Here is a 22664-nt window from a genome sequence, read left to right as displayed (position 1 = left end):
GACAGAGCATCCACTCCGGCCGAAGCCGGAGTGGATTTAGGTGAGAGCGCTGTGGGAGACAGCGTCTCAACGACTGGCCTCATCACGGGCTTGGCTCATCTTGCCAGCCAGTGCCTTGAGTGCCTCATTGGCAAAAATATCTTCCAGATCAGCGGAAAGCTTGCGGCGCCAGTTGGGGTATTCGTAACTGGTGCCCGGTACGTTGACCGGCTTGTCCATCTCCAGCCAGTCTTCCAGCTGGGTACTGAACAGGGCGCAACTGCCGCGGGACATGTGGATCTGCAGACCGTGGTTGAGTTCGGTGTTCATGCCGACCCAGTTCACGTCATGACTGATGTTGTCAGAGATGACCTTGTGGGCATGCAAGCTGTCTAGGATCCGCTGTTTGGCCTGGTGACGATCAGCATACAGAGTCTTCAAAACATCTTCATCCGGATACAGACCCAGTTGACGGCCGAGCGCCAGATCATCGCAGTGCCAGAAGCCCTTGAGGGTCGGCATGTCGTGAGTAGTCAGGGCAGACATCGCCTGCTCTGTGTAGTGTGCCGGGGAGATAAAGCCGCCATCTTCCTTGGAGCGCTCGAAGAAGAACACCTTGTAGGAGTGAACGCCGTTCTCTTTCAGGGTCACGTCGATCCCCTCCGGCACGGTGCCCAGATCCTCGCCGATCAGCAGGCACTGATTGCGGTGGGATTCTAGGGCCAGAATGCCCAGCAGATCGTTGACCGGATAATAGATGTAGGCGCCCTTGGCGGCGGACGCTCCGGGCGGTACCCACCACAGGCGCAGCAAGGCCATCACGTGGTCGATGCGCAGTGCGCCGCAGGAGCGCATGTTGGCACGGAACAAGTCCACCATCGGCTGGTAGGCCGCTTCAAACAGCTTGTTCGGGTTCATCGGGGGCAGGCCCCAGTTCTGACCAAGCGGGCCGAGGATATCGGGCGGCGCACCGACCGAGGCTTTCGGGCAGTAGAGATCCTGGTTGGCCCAGATCTCGGTGGAGCCTTCGGAGACGCCCACCGCCAGATCCCGGTAGATCCCCATCACCATGCCGGCAGCCTTGGCACGGGCATCGGCTTGCTCCAGCTGCTCGTCGGCCAGGAACTGCAGATAGAGGTAGAAGTTGACATCTTGCGGGTGCTCGGCCATCCAGGCGGCAACGGCAGGGTTGTGGTAATCGCGCAGCTCCTGCGGCCATACCGGCCAGCCCCAGGCATTTTCGCCTTTGGCATAGAAGTGGGCCTGCAGGGCATCAAATGCTGCCTGCTGTTGCAGGCTGTCGCCACCGGCGGCCACGAAGGCATCAAAGGCGGCCTGACGCTCGGCGCTCAGGGTGGCTTCGTCGAACACCTGACGCAGCATGCCGAGTTTGGTCTGGAGCACGCCGGTGTAATCGACGTTCTCTTTGGCGCGCAGATCGGCCAGATGTTGCTGGAAGGCAGGGCTTGCCACCTCCGCCTTCAGGCGATCGCTCTGCTGGAATTCGGTCACCGCTTCCACATTGATATAGGCCACGTTGAGCCAGCGACGGGAAGAGGGGCTGTAGGGACTGGCGCTTTCCGGATTGGCCGGATAGAGGGCGTGGATAGGGTTGAGGCCGACGAAGTGGGCACCCCAGGCGGCCGCTTTCTCGACCAGCTGGCCCAGATCGCTGAAATCACCGATACCCCAGTTGTGGCGGCTGCGCAGGCAGTAGAGCTGCACGCTCGGACCCCATACCTTGCGGCCATCGGCAATTGGCGCCTGCTTGTAGCAGGCTTTGGGGGCAACGATGAGGCGCATGGTGGCCAGCGGCTCGTCATTGCCCTCTTCCAGCAGTACCAACTGGTGATAACCCAGCTCCGGGGCCATATCCAGCGTGACGCGATAGGCCTGGCACTCCATCTCTTCAAATTCGGCCACGCCGACCAGCTCACCCTCGATGGGGGTAAATTGACCGGACAGCACTGCACCCTGCTCCTGCTGGAGCTGCCAGGTGAGGGCGTCGTTGACGAATTCGATGGGGAGGCGAACCTCAAGGGTAACGGCGTCGCCGGTGCGAACCACCATCACAGGATCCAGCGCCCGCAGCCAGTGCTGGCGATGCTCCTCTTCCAACTGCTGCACCAGTGCGGCCTCGTCATCGACGCGGTAGCCCATGGCGCCCAGCATGGCGGCCTTGCTCTCTTCTGATACCTGGGCCGGGTGGCCCCAGGCATCGACATACTCGCTGGCGATACCTTTTGCGGCAGCCAGCTGTTCAATCAGGGTGGTCATAGTTTGAGAATTCCCGCTGTGGATTCTATCTATACTATTTTGTTTGATTTTTATGGGGTGGTACTTGAACAGTGGCTCTTTGGCCATGCTAAACCGCGCACATTTTTACATATCTCTGTGAATGGTTGTGTGACCGAGTAGGCACTATTGTTGATATCTGCGCGATGCCACGATCTGGCACTTTTTTCGTCAAAACGTGGTAATCAGTTACATAAACAGAAAATTAATTTCACAGTTTTTCATGATATAGCGCAATTTCAGACAGAATGTTGGTTGACTCACCGGAGAGTTCTAGTAAATTTACAAGCGGAATTTTCTTTGACTACTGAACAGTTAGGTAACTAAATATGACTATCAAAGTAGGTATTAACGGTTTTGGCCGTATCGGTCGTTTCGTATTCCGTCTGGCTTGCGAGCGTGCAGACATCGAAGTTGTTGGTATCAACGACCTGATCGATGTTGACTACATGGCTTACATGCTGAAGTACGATTCAACTCACGGTCGTTTCAACGGTACCGTTGAAGTTAAAGACGGCAACCTGGTTGTAAACGGCAAAACCGTACGTGTTACCGCTGAGCGTGACCCGGCCAACCTGAAGTGGGGCGAAATCGGTGTTGACGTTGTTGCTGAAGCTACCGGTCTGTTCCTGACCGACGAGACTGCTCGTAAGCACATCGCTGCTGGTGCCAAGAAAGTTGTTCTGACTGGCCCGTCCAAAGACGCTACCCCGATGTTCGTAATGGGTGTTAACGACTCTACCTACGCTGGCCAGGACATCGTTTCCAACGCTTCCTGCACCACCAACTGCCTGGCACCGATCGCCAAGGTTCTGAACGATACCTTCGGTATCGAGTCTGGCCTGATGACCACCGTTCACGCTACCACTGCTACCCAGAAGACCGTTGATGGTCCGTCTGCCAAAGACTGGCGCGGTGGCCGCGGTGCGGCTCAGAACATCATCCCGTCCTCTACCGGTGCTGCCAAAGCTGTTGGCGTAGTTATCCCGGAACTGAAAGGCCTGCTGACCGGTATGGCTTTCCGTGTTCCGACTCCGGACGTGTCTGTTGTTGACCTGACCGTTAACCTGAAGAAAGCTGCCACCTACGCAGAAATCTGCGAAGCGATGAAAGCTGCTTCCGAAGGCGCTATGAAAGGCGTTCTGGGCTACACCGAAGACGAAGTTGTATCTACCGACTTCCTGGGTGAGCGCCAGACCTCCGTATTCGACGCCAAGGCTGGTATCCAGCTGAACGACAAATTCGTTAAAGTTGTATCCTGGTACGACAACGAAATGGGCTACTCCAGCAAAGTTCTGGACCTGATCGCTCACATCTCCAAGTAATTTGGGATGCGCAATCGCGTAGCTTGAAAAAGGCGGCCATTGGCCGCCTTTTTGTTTTTCGGTTTCCCCTGATGACAGGAGTCCACATGCAATCCATTCGTCCCCTGACAGCCAATTGCAAGCTTGCCAACAATGCGGCCGGTCTGCCGGTTCTCACCATCAACAACGACTATGCCAAGGCAGAAATCAGCCTGTTTGGCGCCCATGTGCTGAGCTATCAGCGTCATGGCGAGCCGGCCTCCATCTGGCTGAGTGACAAGGCGGTGCTGGATGGCAGCAAGCCTGTTCGCGGTGGTATCCCGATCTGCTGGCCCTGGTTTGGTCCGGCGCCCGCCCGCGTCGGTAGCGGCAAGCCCTCCCACGGTTTTGCCCGTACCACCCTCTGGATGCTGGACGGGGTCTCAGATCACGCCGATGGCACGCTTGTTCATCTTTCCCTGCGCGACAGCGACGCAACCCGTGCCCTGTGGGATCACCCCTTCGAGCTGGAACTGGACGTGCTGGTTGGCAAAGAGCTTTCGCTGGTGCTGACCACTCGCAACACCGGTAGCCAGCCGCTGACTTATAGCGGTGCGCTGCACACCTATTTGCAGATCAGCGCACCAGAGGCGGTGAGCGTGAGCGGTCTGGGTGAGCCCTATGCCGACAAGCTGACCGGGCAGGATGCCAAGCAGCAGGGGGCATTGACCCTGAGTGGGCCGCTGGATCGGGTCTACTGGCAGCCAGAGGCGCTGGTGAAGGTGCAGGATGGTGAGCGCGAGACCCGGGTGGTCAGTGGCAACCACGACAGCGTGGTGGTCTGGACCCCCTGGCTGGAAGGGGCTACCGCCATGGCCGACATGAGCGACGATAGCTATCGCACCATGCTGTGTGTCGAGGCTGCCATCGCTGGCGAGGCGGGTGTGACCGTTGCGCCGGATGAAGAGCACAGCCTCTCCACCGTAATCATCTGAGTTGGATGAGGTTCAGATAAATAAAGAGGGCTCCCGCGGGAGCCCTCTTTGCATCTCATGACGGTGGCAATCAGGCGTTGCCCTGGGTCTTGAGCTTGAGTTCGGCGGCGAAATTGAGCATCCGGTCGAGCGGGATGAGGGCCTTTACCCGCAGCGCTTCATCGACATGGATCTCGTGGCGCTCGGCACCATCGGTGAGGGCCTCCTTGAGCGCCACCAGACCGTTCATCGCCATCCAGGGGCAGTGGGCGCAGCTGCGGCAGGTAGCGCCATCGCCACCGGTCGGTGCTTCCACCATCTCTTTCTCCGGACAGGCCTGCTGCATCTTGTAGAAGATGCCCCGATCGGTCGCCACGATCAGCTTCTGCTGGGGCAGCTCTTTGGCCGCCTTGATCAGCTGACTGGTGGAGCCCACCGCATCGGCCAGCTCGATCACCGAGGCGGGGGATTCCGGATGAACCAGCACGGCGGCGTCCGGATTCTGCTCTTTCAGCTCGCGCAGGGCACGGGCCTTGAACTCGTCGTGGACGATGCAGTGGCCTTGCCAGCGCAGCATCTGCGCCCCGGTCTTCTTCTCGATATAGGCGCCCAGATGGCGATCCGGGCCCCAGATGATCTTGTGACCCAGACTGTCGAGGTGCTCGACGATCTCCAGCGCAATGCTGGAGGTCACCACCCAGTCAGCCCGTGCTTTGACGGCGGCCGAGGTATTGGCATAGACCACCACGGTATGGTCGGGATTGGCATCGCAGAAGGCGGAGAACTGTTCGATGGGGCAGCCCAGATCGAGGGAGCATTCGGCCTCCAGCGTCGGCATCAGCACCCGCTTGTGGGGGCTCAGGATCTTGGAGGTCTCGCCCATGAAACGTACCCCGGCGACGATCAGGGTCTGCGCCTCGTGATCGCGACCAAAGCGGGCCATCTCCAGCGAGTCACCGACGAAACCGCCGGTGGCTTCGGCTAGCGCCTGGATCTCGGGATCCGTGTAGTAGTGGGCGACCAGTACCGCTTTGCGCTCCTTGAGTAGCGCCTTGATTTCTGTGGTCAAGGTCGTTCTCTGCTCGGCACTCAGGGGAAGAGGTTTGGCCGGAAAGGGGTAGTCCATCGCGACTACCGGCGGGACACTGCTCAGTGCATTGCTCATTGCGACTGTTCCATCAACGCTCGGGAAGGCAAAAATTATAACCAGAAGCCTGCCACAAACCCATCAACAAATCGGGTGAAGCGCAAGTGGGCGAATATACTCAAGTAATTCGTTGTTATTCTGCCATAAGGAGTTGTCGCATGAAGCAACGTTCCCTCAAGTTCAAGCTGTTGTGCCTTACCATGGGGCTGTTTCTGCTGACCGGGCTGGCCATGACCCTGTTGCAATCGGCCTCTTTCAGCTCCCTTCGCAATATGGTGATGACCCAGACCAGCGATGCTCTGGAAGAGGAGGTCTCCCGCAGCCTGCAGTATCAGGCAGAACGCTATGCCATCCAGATTGCCTCGCTGATGCAGAACTCCTATCAGATCCCCCTGACTGTGACCGCCCAGATTGAAGCCGGTATGGCTAAACCGGAACTGCGGTTGTCGCGGCCCCAAGTGGAGTCTCTGCTCGGCAGCAGCCTGCAGCAGGCGAGCGGGATCAGCTCCATTTATGCCCAGTTTGAACCGGATGGCTATGATGGCGAGGATGGCAACTGGCTGGGCGGAGCCAGCCACTCGGTGGCAGGCAAGGGGAGTCTGGAGGTCTATTTCACCAAGGATCAGGGAGGGGCCGTCGCTCAGCAAGCGGTGGACGCCGCTGCCAGCGAGGCCAAGTTTGATACCTCTCTCAACGAGTTCGGCATTCGCAACAGCGAGTGGTATCTCTGTGGTCGCGATACCCGTCAGCCCTGTCTGATGGAGCCCTACCTCTACGAAATCAGCCCGGGCAACAAGATGCTGATGACCAGTCTGACGGTGCCCGTGCTGCGTGACGGCAAGTTTGTCGGGCTGGCCGGGGTGGATATGAACCTGCCCATCTTCCAGCAACTGGCTGAAAACCTTGGCAAGAGCCTCTATGACAACAAGGCGGATGTGACCCTGGTCAGCAAGATGGGGCTGATTGTGGGCAGCAACCGCTATGCCGACAAGCTGGGCCGTCCACTCAAGGAGGTGGGCCTGACCCTGCCTGACGGTCAGCCGGTCAGCAGCGACAGTGACTTCATTCTTCATCAGCCCATTCGGGTTGAGGCTGCCAATACCCAGTGGTGGTTGATGATCAAGGTGCCCAAGGCGCTGGCGCTGAGCAAGGCGCATGCCATCAGCAATGAACTGGGCACCCTGCTGGTGGATGCCCAGCGGCAGCAGATCATCGCCATGGGCGGTATTACCCTTCTGGTGCTGGGGCTGCTGGTCTGGTTTATCCAGACCATTACCGCGCCACTTTCTCTTATCAGCCGCCATGTGGGCCATCTCTCCAGCAACGAGGGGGACCTGACCCAGCAGATGGAGATCGACACCCATCAGGAGCTGATCGATCTGGGGTCCCAGCTCAATGCCTTCCTCGGCAAGCTGCGGGGCATGGTGCAAATGAGCAAGGGGATCGGTCAGCAGGTCTACCAGCAGGCGCGGGAGATGAAACATACCGCCGACACCATGCGCAACAGTCTGGATGAGCAGAATCTGGAGCTGGAGAGCGTAGTGAGCGCCATGCATCAGATGAGCACTACGGCAGTCAGCGTGGCAGGTTATGCCGAGCAGGCGGCGCAGGAGTCGGAAGCGGCGACCCACCACATCAATACCGCCCAGCAGACCCTCAGCAATGCCCGCAACGAGATCCATACTCTGGTCGGCGATATGCATGAGGCGGACAAGGCGGTGGCGCTGGTGGCCCAGCGCAGCACCAATATCAGCCGGATCCTCGATGTGATCCGCGCCATTGCCGAGCAGACCAATCTGCTGGCCCTCAACGCCGCCATCGAAGCGGCACGAGCGGGTGATATGGGCCGCGGCTTTGCCGTGGTGGCAGACGAGGTGCGGGCGCTGGCCAACAAGACTCGTGAATCGACCGACGAGATCGGCCAGCTGATTGGTAGCCTGCAGACCGAGGTGAGCAGCAGCCAACGTCTGATGAATACTGGCATCGAGCGCTCCACCACCACGGTGCAGGGCACCGAGCAGGCGTTCGAGGCACTCAATCGGGTGGTGGCCCAGATCCAGCAGATCCACGACCACATCAGTCAGGTAGCTACCGCCGCCGAGCAGCAGAGTGCGGTGAGTGATACCATCAACCAGAACCTGATGCGGATCGGTGATACCGCCAACGTGATCGGGCAGGAGGCCAGCTCCAGCCATCAACTGAGCGAAGCGCTGGAGCAAGCAGCCACGGCGCTGGCCAGTCAGCTCGATCGGCTGCGTACCTGAGTCGTTGCCAGAGAGACAAAAGCCCGCGAGCGATCGCGGGCTTTTTTATGACTCGATGGCAGAGTTGCGTCAGTTGCGGGGTTCAACCAGCAGGATGTGGGAGTCGGCCCCCACCACCCTGACCTTGCTGCCCGCAGGCAGCGACTCGTCGCAGCGCACTGTCCAGACCGTGTCGTCCAGATGTACCCGGCTGGTGCCTTGGGCGACATCATCCAGCAGGGTCAGCTCGCGACCCATATAGCTCTGCATCCGCTCGTTGATGGTGCTGGCGGCATCCTGACCCGAGTTGTCACGCTGGTGCTGCCAGCGCCACCAGGCCCAAGTGGTGAGCAGGGATTGCACCGCAAATAGCAGCAACTGCGCCTGCCAGCCAAAGGGCCAGATCAGCAGCAGCAGGCCCACTTCCAGCGCGGCGATGCCGGTCCAGAGCAAAAAGCCCACCGAGCCGAGCACCTCGATGGCCAGCAGAATAAAACCGAGCCCCAGCCAGTGCCAGTGGGTCAGCCCCTCTAACAGGGCTGTCATGACTTGCTGCCCTTGCCATCTTTGTTGAACAGCTCGGCCATGCCAGCCACAGAGCCAATCAGGCTGCCCGCCTCCAGCGGCATCATGATGATCTTGCTGTTGGGGCCTTCACCGATGCGGGCCAGTGCCTCGGTATATTTCTGAGCCACGAAGTAGTTGATGGCCTGCAGGTCCCCTTCCGCAATTGCTTGGGAAACCATATGGGTCGCCTTGGCTTCCGCCTCGGCAGCCCGCTCCCGCGCTTCGGCGGCGAGGAAGGCGGCCTGACGCTCACCTTCGGCTTTGAGGATCTGGGACTGCTTCTCCCCTTCCGCTTTCAGGATTTTGGACTGGCGCACCCCTTCGGCTTCCAGCACCTCGGCCCGTTTTTGGCGCTCGGCCTTCATCTGGGCGTTCATCGCCTCGACCAGTGCCAGCGGCGGGCGCACATCTTTAATCTCGATGCGGGTCACCTTGATGCCCCAGGGGGCGGTGGCGGCATCCATGGTGCGCAGCAGCTTCTCGTTGATGGTGTCGCGCTGGGAGAGCATCTCGTCCAGCTCCATGGCGCCGAGCACGGTGCGCATATTGGTCATGGTGAGATTGCGGATGGCGCTGGTGAGATCGTTGACCTCATAACCCGCTTTGCGGGCATCCACTACCTGCACAAAGCTGATGGCGTCGATGGTGACGTTGGCGTTGTCGCGGGAGATCACCTCTTGTGCCGGGATATCCAGCACCTGCTCCATCATGATGATCTTGTGGCCGACCCGATCCACGTAGGGGATCAGCAGGTTGAGACCCGGGGTCAGGGTGCGGGTGTAGCGACCAAAGCGCTCCACCGTCCAGTTGTAGCCCTGGGGCACTATCTTGATGCCCGCGCTCAGGGTGGCGAGCACCAGGAACACGAAAATCCCTAGCACAATCAATGATTCATTCATCATTTAGCTCCTTATGAAACACAGTCCCTAGCCTATGGTCTGGCGTCAGGTACCACAAGTGACTTTGTACGCCTTTGTCATGAATTGGCTTTGCTAATTACCAAAACGCATTAAAAAGCATTTTTTATTATTTTGAGGGATAAGCTGCCCTGCCTATAGTCGCCCCATATTAGTCGTGTTCCGAGGGATGGGCCGAAATGGATTATTTACCTATGTTTGCCAAGTTGGAAGGCCGCCCGGTACTGCTGGTGGGCGGGGGCGAGGTTGCCCTGCGCAAGGCGCGCCTGCTGCTGGCAGCCGGTGCCCGGCTGACCCTGGTCTCCCCGGAGCTTGAACCGGAATTTTCGGAATTCACCGGTCGTTTCACCCATCTGGCGGAGCGCTTCACCCCGGCTCATCTGGCAGGCCAGATCCTGGTCGTTGCCGCTACAGACAATCTCGAAGTCAACGCCCTCGTCTATCAGAGTGCCAACCAGCTGGGTCTGTTCGTCAACGTGGTGGATGACCCCAAGCGCTCCAGTTTTATCTTCCCCTCGATCATCGATCGCTCGCCGCTGATGGTGGCGGTCTCCAGCGGCGGCAAGGCGCCGGTGCTGGTGCGCCTGTTGCGTGAGCGGCTGGAGAGCCTGCTGCCGCGCCATCTCGGCGGGCTGACCGAGCTCTCCGGCCGGGTGCGTGACAAGGCCAAGCGGGTGCTCTCCTCGATTTCCGACCGTCGCCGTTTCTGGGAGCGCGCCTTTGCCTCCAACACCCTCGCCAGCCTGATTGAAAAAGAGGATTGGCACGGTGCCGAGCAGTGGCTGAGCGATGGCCTCGATCAGGCGAAAAGCGAAGTGGGCGAGGTGGTGCTGGTGGGGGCGGGCCCCGGTGACCCGGGCCTGCTGACCCTCAAGGCGCTGCAACAGATTCAACAGGCTGAAGTGGTGCTCTACGACCAGCTGGTCTCGCCTGAGATCCTCGATCTGGTGCGCCGCGATGCCACTCTGGTGTCGGTCGGCAAGAAGGCGGGCGCCCACAGCGTGCCGCAGGAGGAGACCAATCGCCTGCTGGTGGAATACGCCAAGGCGGGCAACCGTGTGGTGCGGCTGAAAGGGGGCGATCCCTTTATGTTTGGTCGTGGCGGCGAAGAGCTGGAAGTGCTGGCCGATGAAGGCATCCCCTTCTCGGTGGTGCCCGGCATCACGGCCGCCGCCGGGGCCACCGCCTATGCCGGCATTCCGCTCACTCACCGTGATTACGCCCAGAGCGCCGTCTTTATCACTGGCCACTGCCAGATCGATGGCAAGGAGCCCGACTGGCAGCAGCTCGCCGCCACCAGTCAGACCCTGGTGATCTACATGGGGCTGATGCGCTCCGAGCATATCCAGCAGCAACTGGTGGATCACGGCCGAAGCCAAGCCACCCCCATCGCCATCATCGAGCGCGGCACCACATCCCGTCAGCGGGTGCTGACCGGCACGCTGGCCGACTTGGCCGAGCTGGCCAAACAGGCGGTGAGCCCGTCGCTTATCGTCATCGGCGAAGTGGTTGCCCTGCGCGATCGGCTGGCCTGGTTTGGAGAGCTGGGCGGCGAGCAGCAGCGTGCTAATCCGGATCTCGATGGCTGTGACCTCAAGCTGGTGCAGCTGGCCTGACCCGGAAAGAGATATTTGATGCGGCTGCCGGTGCGGCCGCGCACTGAACCACCCAGCGCCCCGAGCAGGCGCATAAGCAATGACCCGAGGACCAACATGGACCGTGAAAGATTGACGCACTTGCAGCAGCTGGAAGCCGAGAGCATCCATATCATCCGCGAGGTGGCTGCCGAATTTGAAAACCCGGTGATGATGTACTCCATCGGCAAGGACTCCTCCGTCATGCTGCACCTGGCCCGCAAGGCCTTCTATCCGGGCAAGATCCCCTTCCCCTTGCTCCACGTCGACACCGACTGGAAGTTCAAGGAGATGATCAAGTTCCGCGACGAGACCGCCAAAAAGTACGGGCTGGATCTGATCGTCCACAAGAACCCGGAGGGGCTCGCCATGGGCATCAACCCCTTTGTGCACGGCAGCGGCAAGCACACCGACATCATGAAGACCGAGGGGCTCAAGCAGGCGCTCAACAAATATGGCTTCGACGCCGCCTTCGGTGGCGCGCGCCGCGATGAAGAGAAGTCCCGCGCCAAGGAGCGGGTTTACTCCTTCCGCGACAAGTCCCACCGCTGGGATCCGAAGAACCAGCGCCCCGAGCTGTGGCGGGTCTACAACAGCCAGGTCAACAAGGGGGAGAGCATCCGGGTGTTCCCGCTCTCCAACTGGACCGAGCTGGATATCTGGCAATACATCTATCTGGAAAAGATCGACATAGTGCCGCTCTACTTTGCGGCCCATCGTCCGGTGGTGGAGCGCAACGGCATCAAGATCATGGTGGATGACGATCGTATGCCCATCGGCCCGGAAGACGAAGTGAAGCAGGAGCTGGTGCGCTTCCGTACCCTCGGGTGCTACCCGCTGACCGGGGCCATCGAATCCGATGCCACCACCTTGCCGGAAATTATTGAAGAGATGCTGCTCACTACCTCGAGCGAGCGGCAAGGGCGGCTGATTGACCACGATCAGGCCGGCTCCATGGAGCAGAAGAAGCGTCAGGGATATTTCTAAGGAGTCGTCAGCATGAACAGCCATATTCAGACCGCCATCACCGAACAGGGCATCGAAGCCTATCTGCACGCCCAGCAGCACAAGAGTCTGCTGCGTTTTCTCACCTGCGGCAGCGTGGATGACGGCAAGAGCACCCTTATCGGTCGCCTGCTGCACGACTCCCAGCAGATTTATGAAGATCAGCTCAAAGCGCTGGAGTCCGACAGCCAGAAGCTCGGCACCACAGGCGAGAAGCTGGACTTGGCGCTGCTGGTTGACGGCCTGCAAGCAGAGCGCGAGCAGGGCATCACCATCGACGTGGCCTACCGCTATTTCTCCACCGCCAAGCGCAAATTTATCATCTCGGATACCCCGGGCCATGAGCAGTACACCCGCAACATGGCGACCGGCGCCTCCACCTGTGATCTGGCCATCATTCTGATCGACGCCCGCAAAGGCGTGCTGGATCAGACCCGTCGTCACAGCTTTATTGCGAGCCTGCTCGGCATCAAGCAGTTCGTGGTGGCGGTCAACAAGATGGATCTGGTGGAGTTCAGTCAGGAGGTGTTCGAGCGCATCAGTGCTGATTATCGCGAGTTCGCCAAAAAGCTCAGTGTCGACACCATCCATATCGTGCCGGTCTCGGCGCTGGACGGTGACAACGTGGTCAACCAGAGCGACAAGCTGGCTTGGTATCAGGGCGAAACCCTGCTGGCCCTGCTGGAATCCGCCGAGGTAGAGCGCGAGCTGGAGCGTCACCCGGTGCGCCTGCCGGTGCAGTACGTCAACCGCCCCAACCTCGATTTTCGCGGTTTCGCGGGCACGCTCGCCTCCGGCATTCTGCGGGTGGGCGACAAGCTGGCGGTGCTGCCGTCCGGCAAGGAGAGCACAGTGACCCGCATCGTCACCTTCGACGGGGATCTGGAGTACGCCCTGCCGGGTCAGGCCATCACGGTCACCTTCGCCGACGAGATCGATATCAGCCGCGGCGACCTGCTGGTGGATGCGGCCAAGCGGCCGCAAGTGACCCAGAATGTGCTGGCCCATATCGTCTGGATGGGGGAGGAGTCCCTGCAACCGGGCCGGGTCTACGACGTCAAACTGGCCACCAAGAAGAGTCGCGGTCAGGTGGAGGCCATCCGCCACCGTATCGAGATCAACAAGCTGGACGAGCTGCCCGCCTCCGAGCTCAAGCTCAACGAGATCGGCCTGTGCGAGCTGAGCCTCACCGACCCGGTGGCGTTTGACCCGTATCAGGAGATCCGTGATACCGGCAGCTTTATCCTGATCGACCGGCTGACCAACGTCACCGTCGGCGCGGGCATGATAGTGGAAGGCTTGGCCGCCAAAGCGGTAAAAGGGCACTACAGCGAGTTCGAAATCGAGCTCAACGCCCTGGTGCGCAAGCACTTCCCGCACTGGCAAGCCCTTGCCATCGGTAACGACACAAGCAAGGAGTAAGCCCATGACCTGGCAACAATTCCTGGTGCTGGGTCTGCTGGCTGCTCTCGTGGCCCTGCTGATCCAGGGCAAACTCCGCCCGGCGCTGCTCTTCTCGGGCGCCGTGCTCATCACCTACCTGAGCGGGCTGGCGGATATCAATGCCGTGGTGGCGGGTTACACCAACAGTGCCCTGCTGACCCTGGTGCTGTTGCTGCTGGTGTCGCTGGCGGTGGAGAAGACCCGCATCATGAGCTGGTTCGCCAATCTGGTGGGCACGGGTTCATTCAACAAGGTGCTGGTGAAGGTGTGGTTCTCCACCGCCTTCCTGTCGGCGTTCGTCAACAACACCGCCGTGGTGGCCTCCATGCTGGGAGCGGTCAAACGCAACCCCAACCATGCGCCGTCGCGGCTGCTGCTGCCCATGTGCTTCGCGGCCACCTTTGGCGGGGTGCTGACCCTGATCGGCACCTCCACCAATCTCATCGTCAACAGCTTCCTCATCAAGATGGGGGCGCCGCCGCTCGGCATGTTCGACTTCTTTATGGTGGGGGCGGGTACTCTGCTGACCGGTCTGGTGGCCGTGCTGCTGTTTGCCCGTCACCTGCCGGTGCAGGATACCGAGATGAGCCGCGAATCCGGCTACTTTCTCGAAGCCAAGGTGGGCGCCGGTTCACCGCTGGCGGGGCGCAGCGTCAAGGAGAACGGCCTGCGCAGCCTGAAAAGCCTCTATCTGGCGGAAATCATTCGCGGCGAGCAGGTGATCTGCCCGGTGCAGCCGGAACACGAGCTGCACGAAGGGGACGTACTGCTGTTTTGTGGCGATGTGGAGAGCGTCGGCGTATTGCAGGAGATGAAGGGGCTGGATCTCTACGGCCAGCACCGCCTCAACGGCCAGCATCTGGTGGAGGTGATCGTCAGCCACAGCTCGCGGCTGGTGGATCAGACCATCAAGGATGCCGAATTTCGCACCCACTTCGATGCGGTGGTGCTGGCGGTGCGCCGCGGCGAAACCCAGCTTACCGGTGGCCTCGGCCAGATTGAACTGCACGCCGGTGATACCCTGCTGCTGGCCCCCGGCCCCCAGTTTGCCCGCAACAAGTCGCTGGGACGTGAGTTTGTGGTGGTGAGCGGGCTGGAAGCCTCCACCCGTCTCGATGGCAAACGCAGCGCCGCCGTGGTGCTGGGGTTTCTCGGGGTGCTGGCGCTCTCTGTGTTCGATCTGGTGCCGCTGTTCAAGGGCTTGCTGTTGATGCTGGTGGCGCTGCTGCTCACCCGCATTCTGACCCTAGACGAGATCCGCCGCCGCTTTCCACTGGATATCTGGCTGGTGGTGGGCGGGGCGCTCGCCATCGCCGATCAGCTGGAAAAGAGCGGACTGGCCAAGCTTATCGCCGACTGGCTGATGGGGGAGTTCAACGGTGCCAGCCCCATCATCGCCTTTATCGGTATCTATTTGTTTACGCTGGTGCTGACCGAGCTGATGAGCAACAACGCCGCCGCCGCGCTGGCCTTCCCCATGGGTTACCAGCTGGCGCTCAGCATGGATGTCTCGACCATGCCGTTTATTCTGGCGGTGCTGTTCGGGGCGAGCTCCAGCTTTATCCTGCCCTACGGCTACCAGACCAACCTGATGGTCTATGCCGCGGGCAACTACAAGATGCCGGACTACCTCAAGCTGGCCCTGCCGGTCTCGCTGGCCTATAGCCTCGGGGTGATTGTGATGGTGCCCCTGCTGTTTCCGTTTTAAGGCATAAGTGCCAGTCAAGGCGTGTTGGGTGAGCAATGCCATGGTATCAGCACGTTGGCGGCGGATAGTCCGAGGCGGCTCCCCGTGGTGCCGGACAGTTTAAGTTTTAAGGCGTGAGCGCCAATCAAGGAGTGTTGGATGAGCAATATCGTGTGGCACAAGCATGCCGTGGACAAACAGAGCCGGGCCGAGCTTAAAGGGCAAAAGCCGCTGGTGATCTGGTTTACCGGGCTGTCGGGGGCGGGCAAATCGACCCTGGCGGGGGCGCTGGAGCAGGCGCTGGCGGCACAAGGCAAGCACACCTATCTGCTGGATGGGGACAATGTGCGCCACGGCCTCTGTGGCGATCTTGGTTTCGATGATGCTGCGCGGCAGGAGAATATCCGCCGGGTCGGCGAAGTGGCAAAGCTGATGGTGGATGCGGGCCTGATCGTGCTTACCGCCTTTATCTCGCCGCTTCGTGCCGAGCGGGCGCTGGTGCGCAGCCTCTTGGGCGAGGGGGAGTTTGTCGAGGTCTTTGTCGATGCGCCGCTATCCGTCTGTGAAGAGCGTGACCCCAAGGGGCTCTATAAAAAGGCGCGGGCAGGGGAAATTACGAATTTTACCGGTATCGACTCCGCCTACGAGGCGCCCGAACAGCCGGAAATCCATCTGCTTAACGCCGGTAAACCGGTGGAAGTGCTGGTGGATGAATTGATTACTGCTTTAAGGTTACGGGGGGTGATCGACTGAGGTTGATTGTTAGTATCGAACTTTGATAAATAAGGGGGGCAATTGTCCCCTTATTTATCAGCAATGTATTTTCGCTGTTATTTATCGTGTGTGCGTGTTCAAGATGAAATAAATATCTTTATTTATGCCTAAGTTTTCTTGAGAGATTCAACAAATAGGACACAGTCTCTTCTCTGGTAAGTTGTTTGTCCATATCTATGATTTTCCAATATGGTGGCTTAGTTTTGGATGGTTCTGAACAGTCTATTCCTAACTTCCTTAGAGTATTAGCATCATATTTCGAAATAATTATTTTGGGTTTGCATGTGCTTCGCGTAAATACCGTCAATCTAAGTTTGTCTAAAATTACATCAAAGCCTATCATTCCATTACTTGGCAAGGTATTTGGATTTGGTTCTTTAGTGTCTACAGATAAACCTAATTGTTCTAGCTCTTCTTGTATGCCATCTAAAAATTCAAATGCATTTGTTGCAGTCAATCCATCTATCTTATCTTGTGAAAACTCACCGCTAATCGCTCTTGCTGGTCGTTCCTTGATCTCCCACTTTGGAGGTGATAAAGCTCTTATTTTATCAACTAAGTTGTCAATTTGCTCATATACAGGCTCGCTAACATTGATTCTAAAAAATTCACAATCAAGCTCTGCTTTTATGTCGGACTCTCTTTTTAAATCATCTTCTTTTTGCCGGTTATGATATGGTTCATCAATTTCTACGGCGATCTTCAAGTCAGGGAAATATCCGTCGATAAAGTATTTGTCGACCGGGTATTGAGACATTAGCTTTACATCTCTAAGAGCATAGTGAAGTGCATACATAACAATGGACTCCCATCGTTTATGGCTTGTTCTTGTATTGTTAAAAATGAATCTTTCTACTTGAGTACTCATATGCTTTATTTTTTATAATTTTGTTGTCAGTGTTTTAAGGTGGGCTTAACAAGTTTTTAGCAATTTAGGGTGAAATATTGGAGGCTCCCTCATATTTTTATCTCTTGCCCGCCATTATATCTATTGTAATTGTATTGTACATTCACATTAAGTAGGTGGGTGGATATATTTCGTGGCGCACATCATCCATATCAGTTAAGCATTGGATTTTATATGGGCGGTAATATTTCTACCAAACTGGTTTACTACATCGAGCGTTGCGCGATACTTTTCTTCTGGTACTGGATATTCTGGACCCATCATCTTATCAATCTGTTTTTTCAGTATATCGATCTCACTTGAAAGTTCTGGTGCGCTAGTAACCACGATCGCCAACATTTTTTTCAAAGGGTTTCGTCCAGACATGCAGACCATAAATTCACCGATAGTCATGTTCTTTGAGTTGCAGTAATAGTCTCGAACATACTCTATTGTTTCATAAGAGTACTCTACTAGCTTTCGTTTACTCTCCAATTTGTATGCACGATCTTCATGCTTTAATGCTCTTTCCCATTGTAACTTGCTAAAAAAATAACCAATTAGACCACCTAGTGCGGCTCCTAAAATGGTTGTAATCAATTCCATTTGTCTCTCCTGATTTCATGCTGCTTAAATCTAAGAAACCAATAAGTTAAACTGTAATTTAAATATTGCTTTTCTAAGTAAAAGTAAGAGCTCGGCAATAATGTCACCGAGCTTTATTTTAATTTTAGATATGGTGTATTCCTCATGCCCACTTTGAGCGAACTGTTGATTCAAATATATCTAGTAATGCTAAGTGTCGAGCCACTTCGACAAACATGGCCTCTGGTGTGTTGTCATTGAGTGGCCGCTTAAAGCAAGCAACGGTATTCGCTCGTTCTTGCCACACCTCGCTGCATTCGACCTGATGCAATGTTTCATGAGCGGCCTTATGCTGTTTATCTCCCTGCAAATTACAAGCATAGTAATTGATGGCAAAATGATGCCCTTCACGGCCATCTAGAAATAACACAACATCAGAGTCAGTTTTCCAGTGTGTGAAACCGAATCGTAAAGCAGGATAGCCATACCAAGTGTGTAACTTGGTACTGATATCAACCTCTTGTTCGCAGAAGTATCGCTCTAGATAATGTACACATTGAGCTTGCAGATCTTTGACCACGCTGTTTTTGAGATCCTGTATTTGTTGAATCTCTTTGAGGTGGGAGAGAACAAAGTTTGCTGTAGGGATTGGTATATCGGAAACCGCCATCAATGACTCCAAATGCAATAGAAATTCGCGTAATAGAATAAGCCACTTGTTAAAAGGTGTGGTTATGAAGGCTTGCCCTAGTTTGGGAGATAGACGGTTTAGAAAATCGTTGTAGGCAACGCCATACCAACCAATGGGTGATTTACCAGATGGAGAGAGTACAACTAGCAGCTGCCGTTTCCCTTCATAGTGTTTCGCAAGATATTTCTTATATTCGGAGAATGGGTTGTTTTGATGATGCCAGATCTTATTTTCAAGTGCCATGACCCATTCTTCGGATTCAAGAACCAGATCCAGCCTGCTGTTAGTATGGGTAGTTACTTCCCGCTGGGGTTCATTAATCAGTGATGCAGATATTTGAACCCCTTCAGGTAGGGCTTCCAGTAGGGTTTCGAGCACAAGGCTTTCTAGATTATGAGCTGCTGTTGGGGACAGAAAAAATGCTAACAGATCACTAATTGGATTCTCATAGTGTCCTCTAGCTCCGATTGAAAAGAGATTCTGTTCTCGTTTAATTGGTGCTGGGACTCGGTTCAGTTCATCAAGCAATGAATGAAGGTGTTCCAATTCCATAAGTGCTTCGCAAAAAATGAATTAAGGGAGTCAATATAGTCTTTATTGTTAATGAATACGAGAGATAATTATCATATTATAAGCAACGCTATAGTATGGACTCGCTATCTTGAATATTGGGCTAAATATCGTAGGTTGGTGCTGAACGCAGTGAAGCCCAACGTTTACCGCGAAACGTATTTACAAATGTTTTTACCAAACGGCCCAATCCATGTTTATCCCGCTCTGGTTGCGTGATCATCCTCGTCTGTTGGGCTTCGCTACGCGCTGTGCCAACTTACAAAAACCACGCTACCGCCCCTGAATTTCAGCCTCCAGTCTGCTGTTTGTTACCTGCGTTTTGGTACTGGCTTGGCTCATGGCTGACTCCTGCGAGAGGTTGCCAAGCAGCTATGTTACCGAACGGGGCTGGGGTGAAAAGCGCAAGCGGGCGGTTTTCTGAGCAAGATCAATAAATTAATAAATAACGGACGACGATATAACCGCTCAACAGTGGCGGCCATCAGAGCTGGGGAAATAGGACTGTGAAACGGCTGTGCCGTCCTCTTGTTGGCGGGCATTAAAAACCCTATGGGCCTGCGGGCCCATAGGGTTTTTCTGCGGTGATTGTTTGGGTAGTGGTTATCTGGCTTGGCGAACCGGCACGGCGCGGGTAGTGGCCACTTCGTAGCGGCTTTGGCTTGCCGGAGCGCCCTTCTGGAACTGGCGTACCAGCCGGTCGAGATCGCTCAACTGGTTGACCAGCTGGGTGATGCCGTGCACGGCGTGCTGGCTGCCGACGCTGGAGTCATCGGCCAGTGTCTTGATGCTGAGCACGTTGCGGTTGATCTCGGCGGTAACGTGGGACTGCTCCTGCACCGCCTGGGCAATCTGGCTGCTGCCGGAGGCGACCTGCTGCAACATGTTGTTGATCTGCTGGAGAATGGTGCCGGTCGCGGTGGCCTTCTGCTGGCAACTGTCGGCAAGTTGGCAGCCCTTCTCCATCGCTTGCTCAGCCTCGCCAGAGCTGTTTTGCAGCTCGGTGATCATCTTCTGGATCTCGCTGGTCGAGGATTGGGTCTTGATGGCGAGGGTGCGGATCTCGTCAGCCACTACCGAGAAGCCGCGACCCGCTTCGCCAGCCCGGGCCGCTTCGATGGCGGCGTTGAGGGCCAGCAGGTTGGTCTGGTTGGCGATGTTGTTGATCACATCGAGGATGCCGTCGATATCGCGGCAGTGGCCGACCAGCGCACTGATCACGCTCTTGGAGGTGATCAGTTCGCTGTTCATACCCGCCACGGCAGCCACGGTTTCGGCCACGCTACTGTTGCCGCTCTTGAACAGCACGGCCGTTTCATCCAGCAGGCTGGAGGAGTCAGTCGAGCTTTGTGAAACCTCGCGAATGGATTCCGACATTTCGGTCACGGCAGTGGCTACCTGATTGGTTTCGGCCTGCTGCTGTTGCAGGTTGTCGGTGATGGATTCGGCGTTGCGCAGATCCCCCTCGGCGGCTTGCAGGATCTTGCTGCAAGTCTGCTGGGTACGGGCCAGCACGGCGTTGAACTCGGCCTGATTCATCACCATCGAGAGCTCGATGGCGGCGATGTTGTCCACCTTGTTGGTGTAGAGCAACTGCATCAGCGGGTTGTCAAAGCGGCTGCGGGCCATCTTGTTGAGCTTGCCGAGGCGACGGGAGAGGGCATTCAGGGTGATGGCCGCTATCGCCAGCGGCAGGGCGGCCAGCGCCAGTTGCCAGTTCATATCGTGGCTGTAGCCCAGGGCAAACATGGCGAGCAGGCTCAGCAGCAGACAGAGGTTGATGGCCAGGGTATGGGAGAAGGTGGGCAACTTGAGCGCCAGCGGCAGCTTGTTGTTGCGAAGGTCGGCATAGACCTTCTCGGCCCGCTGTTTGATCTCCTCGCTCGGGGCGGTGCGCACCGACTGATACTCCACCACCCGGCCGCTGGCATCCTTGATGGGGGTGACAAAGGCGCTGACCCAGTAGTGATCGCCATTCTTGCAGCGATTTTTCACCGGCCCCATCCAGCTCTTGCCATCCCTGATGTGACCCCACAGATCGGCAAAGGCCTGTTTCGGCATGTCAGGATGACGCACCAGATTGTGGTGCTCCCCCTTCAGCTCGTCGAGCGAGAAGCCTGCAATATCGCAGAACTCATCGTTGGCGTAGGTGATGCGGCTCTCCAGATCCGTGGTGGAGATCAGGCTCTGGTGGTCTGGATAGAGACGTTCTCTTTGGGTAACCGGTTGATTGATTCTCATGGCCTTGCTCCCGAGCTGTGGTGGTTAAATTTTGATCTGCATCAAGACATGTGCAAGGGGCGGGCCAGCTGGCAAAAACTAATGATTGATGTGTTATTAGCGAGGTTTGGAGAGGAAAAGCGCGTGGTTGTTTGCAATATGCAACGGATCTGACGGGGTGTGCCTCTGCGGCATCTGCAATTTGCAACCTATTCTGGACAAGCCCATAAGCTTGGAGCCAGCAGCTTGATGCGAAGGAGCCATGAACCGACGGGGCATCAGCTGCCCCGCCAGAGATCAGGGGAGAGGGTCGGGAGCGGGTGAGGAGGGGGCGCTGACGAGCTGCATCACTTCAATCTGGATCCCCTGCACCAGCACGGTTTTCAGATCCTGCAGGTACTCCTCCAGCGGCGACTCTTGCAGCAGCTGGGCAAGCTCGTTGCCCACCGGGGTGAGGCGGTAGTAGAGCAGGGTGATGTTGTTCTGCTTGCACTGCAGTCGCCAGCGCTGGTTGCCGAACTCCAGCTCGACCCCATCGGCGGGCAGCGGGCCGGACTCCAGCTCCGCGCGATGCAGCAGCCCGAGCTCAAACAGTTGCAGCAGGGCGTTGTAGGGCAGTCGGTATTTGCCAAGGCCAAGGCGCGTTGCCTTGGCACGACTCAGCAGGCTGGCCCCCTTGTGCAGCCCCAGCAGCAGTCGCTGCTCGTCGCTGCCGGTATAGTGGCAAGTCAGTGAGCAGATACGTTGGAACAGCTGGGCCTCGCGCTGGGTCATCTCTTTGAGGGTGGCGAGCGCCCGAATGGAGAAGCGGCCCGGGGTGGCGACTTCCAGCGCGAAGATCCGCCCCCACAGCTGCTGCATCGGCACCATGCTGATATCTTCCGCCAGTTGCAGGAAGCGGGTCAGCCAATCACTGTCCATCTCGCCGCCAGCCGCGGTCTCTTCGCAGTGGCGGGAGGCCATCACCATGATGGCTTCCAGATTGCGCTGGCGGGCGGCCTGATCCGCCAGATGGCGAAAGGTGGCGCGCTGCTCGAAGGTGCTGTCGGTATTGCGGGTGAGCATGCCGTCGATGCCGCGGCTGCGGGCCAGGCGCAGGGTCTGCTCCTGGCTGCTCAGGATCGAACTCTCTTTTTTCGGGGGGGGGAGGTCTGCCATGCTGACTCCATTCGCACAGGTTCTGGAGCTGAATGTTACTCCAACCGGGATGCCAAGATAACAAAGCGGCCTCCGTGGAGGCCGCTTTTTTTGCAACGGGAGGATTACTCCTCGTAGACGCTCACCTCGACCGCTTCCATCGAATAGGAGGCGGTGGCCATCTCGTGGCTGGAGCTGACCGTGCGCATCTTGCCCTTTACCCAGATGGCATCCCACAGATCATCCACCGGCGCACCCTTGGGGTAGCTCACATAGATCACCTGATTGGTGGGGGGCGGCGGCACATGGATGCAGGCGCCGAAGTAGGGTACCAGCAGGAAGGCGGTGATCTTCTTGGCATCCCCTTCCAGCGGCACTACGAAGCCCGGAATGCGCACATCCTGGTTGTCCAGCTTTTTGTTTACCCCACCCACCGGTTGCGGCACCGACATGGGATCTTCGTGATTGACCTGGGGCGGTGGCAGCAGTTTCTCCCCTTCCGGGATGAGTACATCCCAGTCGATGGTCTTGTAATCGGCGGCCAGGGCGGGCAGCACCAGCAGGCTGGCGAGCAGCGCCACAATTTTCCACTTCATCATCTGTCCTTCTGTTTCTATTTTTGGGCGT

Annotated in this window: 18 protein-coding genes; 8 read left to right on the top strand and 10 right to left on the bottom strand. The window is 57.4% G+C overall.

The genetic code is table 11. The features are described from left to right. Window positions 1–66 precede the first annotated feature (66 nt). Window positions 67–2256 carry a 4-alpha-glucanotransferase gene (gene malQ / locus AB5Z02_RS02475; protein WP_368215173.1) on the bottom strand — a complete coding sequence of 730 codons (2190 nt, stop codon included), beginning with the start codon at window positions 2254–2256 and terminating at the stop codon, window positions 67–69. Window positions 2257–2603: 347 nt separating this feature from the next. Here malQ and gap point away from each other — a divergent pair, with 347 nt between their 5' ends. Both gap and AB5Z02_RS02465 read left to right on the top strand, forming a co-directional pair. Continuing rightward, window positions 2604–3599 carry a type I glyceraldehyde-3-phosphate dehydrogenase gene (gap, locus tag AB5Z02_RS02470; RefSeq protein WP_005335708.1) on the top strand — a complete coding sequence of 332 codons (996 nt, stop codon included), beginning with the start codon at window positions 2604–2606 and terminating at the stop codon, window positions 3597–3599. Window positions 3600–3685: 86 nt separating this feature from the next. Next, window positions 3686–4552, top strand: coding sequence for a D-hexose-6-phosphate mutarotase (locus AB5Z02_RS02465; protein ID WP_368215171.1), 867 nt, complete (start codon window positions 3686–3688; stop codon window positions 4550–4552). Between the two features lie 70 nt (window positions 4553–4622). Here the strand turns inward: AB5Z02_RS02465 and nadA are convergent, their stop codons facing one another. After that, complete coding sequence (gene nadA, locus AB5Z02_RS02460) at window positions 4623–5696, bottom strand: quinolinate synthase NadA (protein WP_368215169.1); 1074 nt, start codon at window positions 5694–5696, stop codon at window positions 4623–4625. Between the two features lie 140 nt (window positions 5697–5836). On the opposite strand from nadA, the gene AB5Z02_RS02455 reads away from it, so the two are divergent. Next, window positions 5837–7942 (top strand): methyl-accepting chemotaxis protein, encoded by a 2106-nt coding sequence (locus AB5Z02_RS02455; RefSeq protein WP_216950173.1) that lies wholly within the window; start codon window positions 5837–5839, stop codon window positions 7940–7942. A 69-nt stretch (window positions 7943–8011) separates the two neighbouring features. Here the strand turns inward: AB5Z02_RS02455 and AB5Z02_RS02450 are convergent, their stop codons facing one another. Continuing rightward, entirely contained in the window at window positions 8012–8467 is a 456-nt protein-coding gene (locus AB5Z02_RS02450) for an NfeD family protein (RefSeq protein WP_005354718.1), read from the bottom strand. Next, window positions 8464–9387, bottom strand: a complete 924-nt coding sequence (locus tag AB5Z02_RS02445; RefSeq protein ID WP_005335703.1) for an SPFH domain-containing protein — start codon at window positions 9385–9387, stop codon at window positions 8464–8466. Before AB5Z02_RS02445 ends, AB5Z02_RS02450 begins: the two co-directional genes overlap by 4 nt. Window positions 9388–9584: 197 nt before the next feature. On the opposite strand from AB5Z02_RS02445, the gene cysG reads away from it, so the two are divergent. From cysG to cysC, 5 genes are all read left to right on the top strand, one after another. After that, a complete protein-coding gene (gene cysG / locus AB5Z02_RS02440; RefSeq protein ID WP_368215167.1) occupies window positions 9585–11021 on the top strand; it encodes a siroheme synthase CysG in 1437 nt (478 codons plus the stop codon). A gap of 72 nt (window positions 11022–11093) precedes the next feature. After that, window positions 11094–12026, top strand: coding sequence for a sulfate adenylyltransferase subunit CysD (gene cysD / locus AB5Z02_RS02435; RefSeq protein ID WP_368215197.1), 933 nt, complete (start codon window positions 11094–11096; stop codon window positions 12024–12026). 12 nt (window positions 12027–12038) lie between these two features. Next, window positions 12039–13466 carry a sulfate adenylyltransferase subunit CysN gene (gene cysN, locus AB5Z02_RS02430; RefSeq protein ID WP_042079975.1) on the top strand — a complete coding sequence of 476 codons (1428 nt, stop codon included), beginning with the start codon at window positions 12039–12041 and terminating at the stop codon, window positions 13464–13466. Window positions 13467–13470: 4 nt separating this feature from the next. Then, entirely contained in the window at window positions 13471–15195 is a 1725-nt protein-coding gene (locus tag AB5Z02_RS02425) for an SLC13 family permease (protein ID WP_368215165.1), read from the top strand. 138 nt (window positions 15196–15333) lie between these two features. Continuing rightward, window positions 15334–15927 (top strand): adenylyl-sulfate kinase, encoded by a 594-nt coding sequence (gene cysC / locus AB5Z02_RS02420; protein WP_368215163.1) that lies wholly within the window; start codon window positions 15334–15336, stop codon window positions 15925–15927. A 118-nt stretch (window positions 15928–16045) separates the two neighbouring features. Here cysC and AB5Z02_RS02415 read toward each other — a convergent pair whose 3' ends face one another. The 6 genes from AB5Z02_RS02415 to AB5Z02_RS02390 form a co-directional block, all read right to left on the bottom strand. Then, a complete protein-coding gene (locus tag AB5Z02_RS02415; RefSeq protein WP_201990092.1) occupies window positions 16046–16816 on the bottom strand; it encodes an AbaSI family restriction endonuclease in 771 nt (256 codons plus the stop codon). 195 nt (window positions 16817–17011) lie between these two features. Then, window positions 17012–17440, bottom strand: coding sequence for a hypothetical protein (locus AB5Z02_RS02410; RefSeq protein WP_158110560.1), 429 nt, complete (start codon window positions 17438–17440; stop codon window positions 17012–17014). 142 nt (window positions 17441–17582) lie between these two features. Then, window positions 17583–18662 carry a PD-(D/E)XK nuclease family protein gene (locus AB5Z02_RS02405; protein WP_158110561.1) on the bottom strand — a complete coding sequence of 360 codons (1080 nt, stop codon included), beginning with the start codon at window positions 18660–18662 and terminating at the stop codon, window positions 17583–17585. A gap of 621 nt (window positions 18663–19283) precedes the next feature. Continuing rightward, window positions 19284–20921, bottom strand: coding sequence for a PAS domain-containing methyl-accepting chemotaxis protein (locus AB5Z02_RS02400; RefSeq protein ID WP_236768050.1), 1638 nt, complete (start codon window positions 20919–20921; stop codon window positions 19284–19286). 276 nt (window positions 20922–21197) lie between these two features. Further along, a complete protein-coding gene (locus tag AB5Z02_RS02395; protein WP_005335692.1) occupies window positions 21198–22058 on the bottom strand; it encodes a TIGR03899 family protein in 861 nt (286 codons plus the stop codon). A gap of 104 nt (window positions 22059–22162) precedes the next feature. Beyond that, window positions 22163–22636 (bottom strand): DUF3299 domain-containing protein, encoded by a 474-nt coding sequence (locus AB5Z02_RS02390; RefSeq protein ID WP_026034852.1) that lies wholly within the window; start codon window positions 22634–22636, stop codon window positions 22163–22165. Window positions 22637–22664 lie beyond the last annotated feature (28 nt).

The sequence above is a fragment of the Aeromonas sp. R2-3 genome, assembly GCF_040908375.1.
Lineage (GTDB): Bacteria > Pseudomonadota > Gammaproteobacteria > Enterobacterales > Aeromonadaceae > Aeromonas > Aeromonas veronii.
Note: the sequence above shows the minus strand (reverse complement) of the source record. Positions and strands in the feature narration are given on the sequence as shown.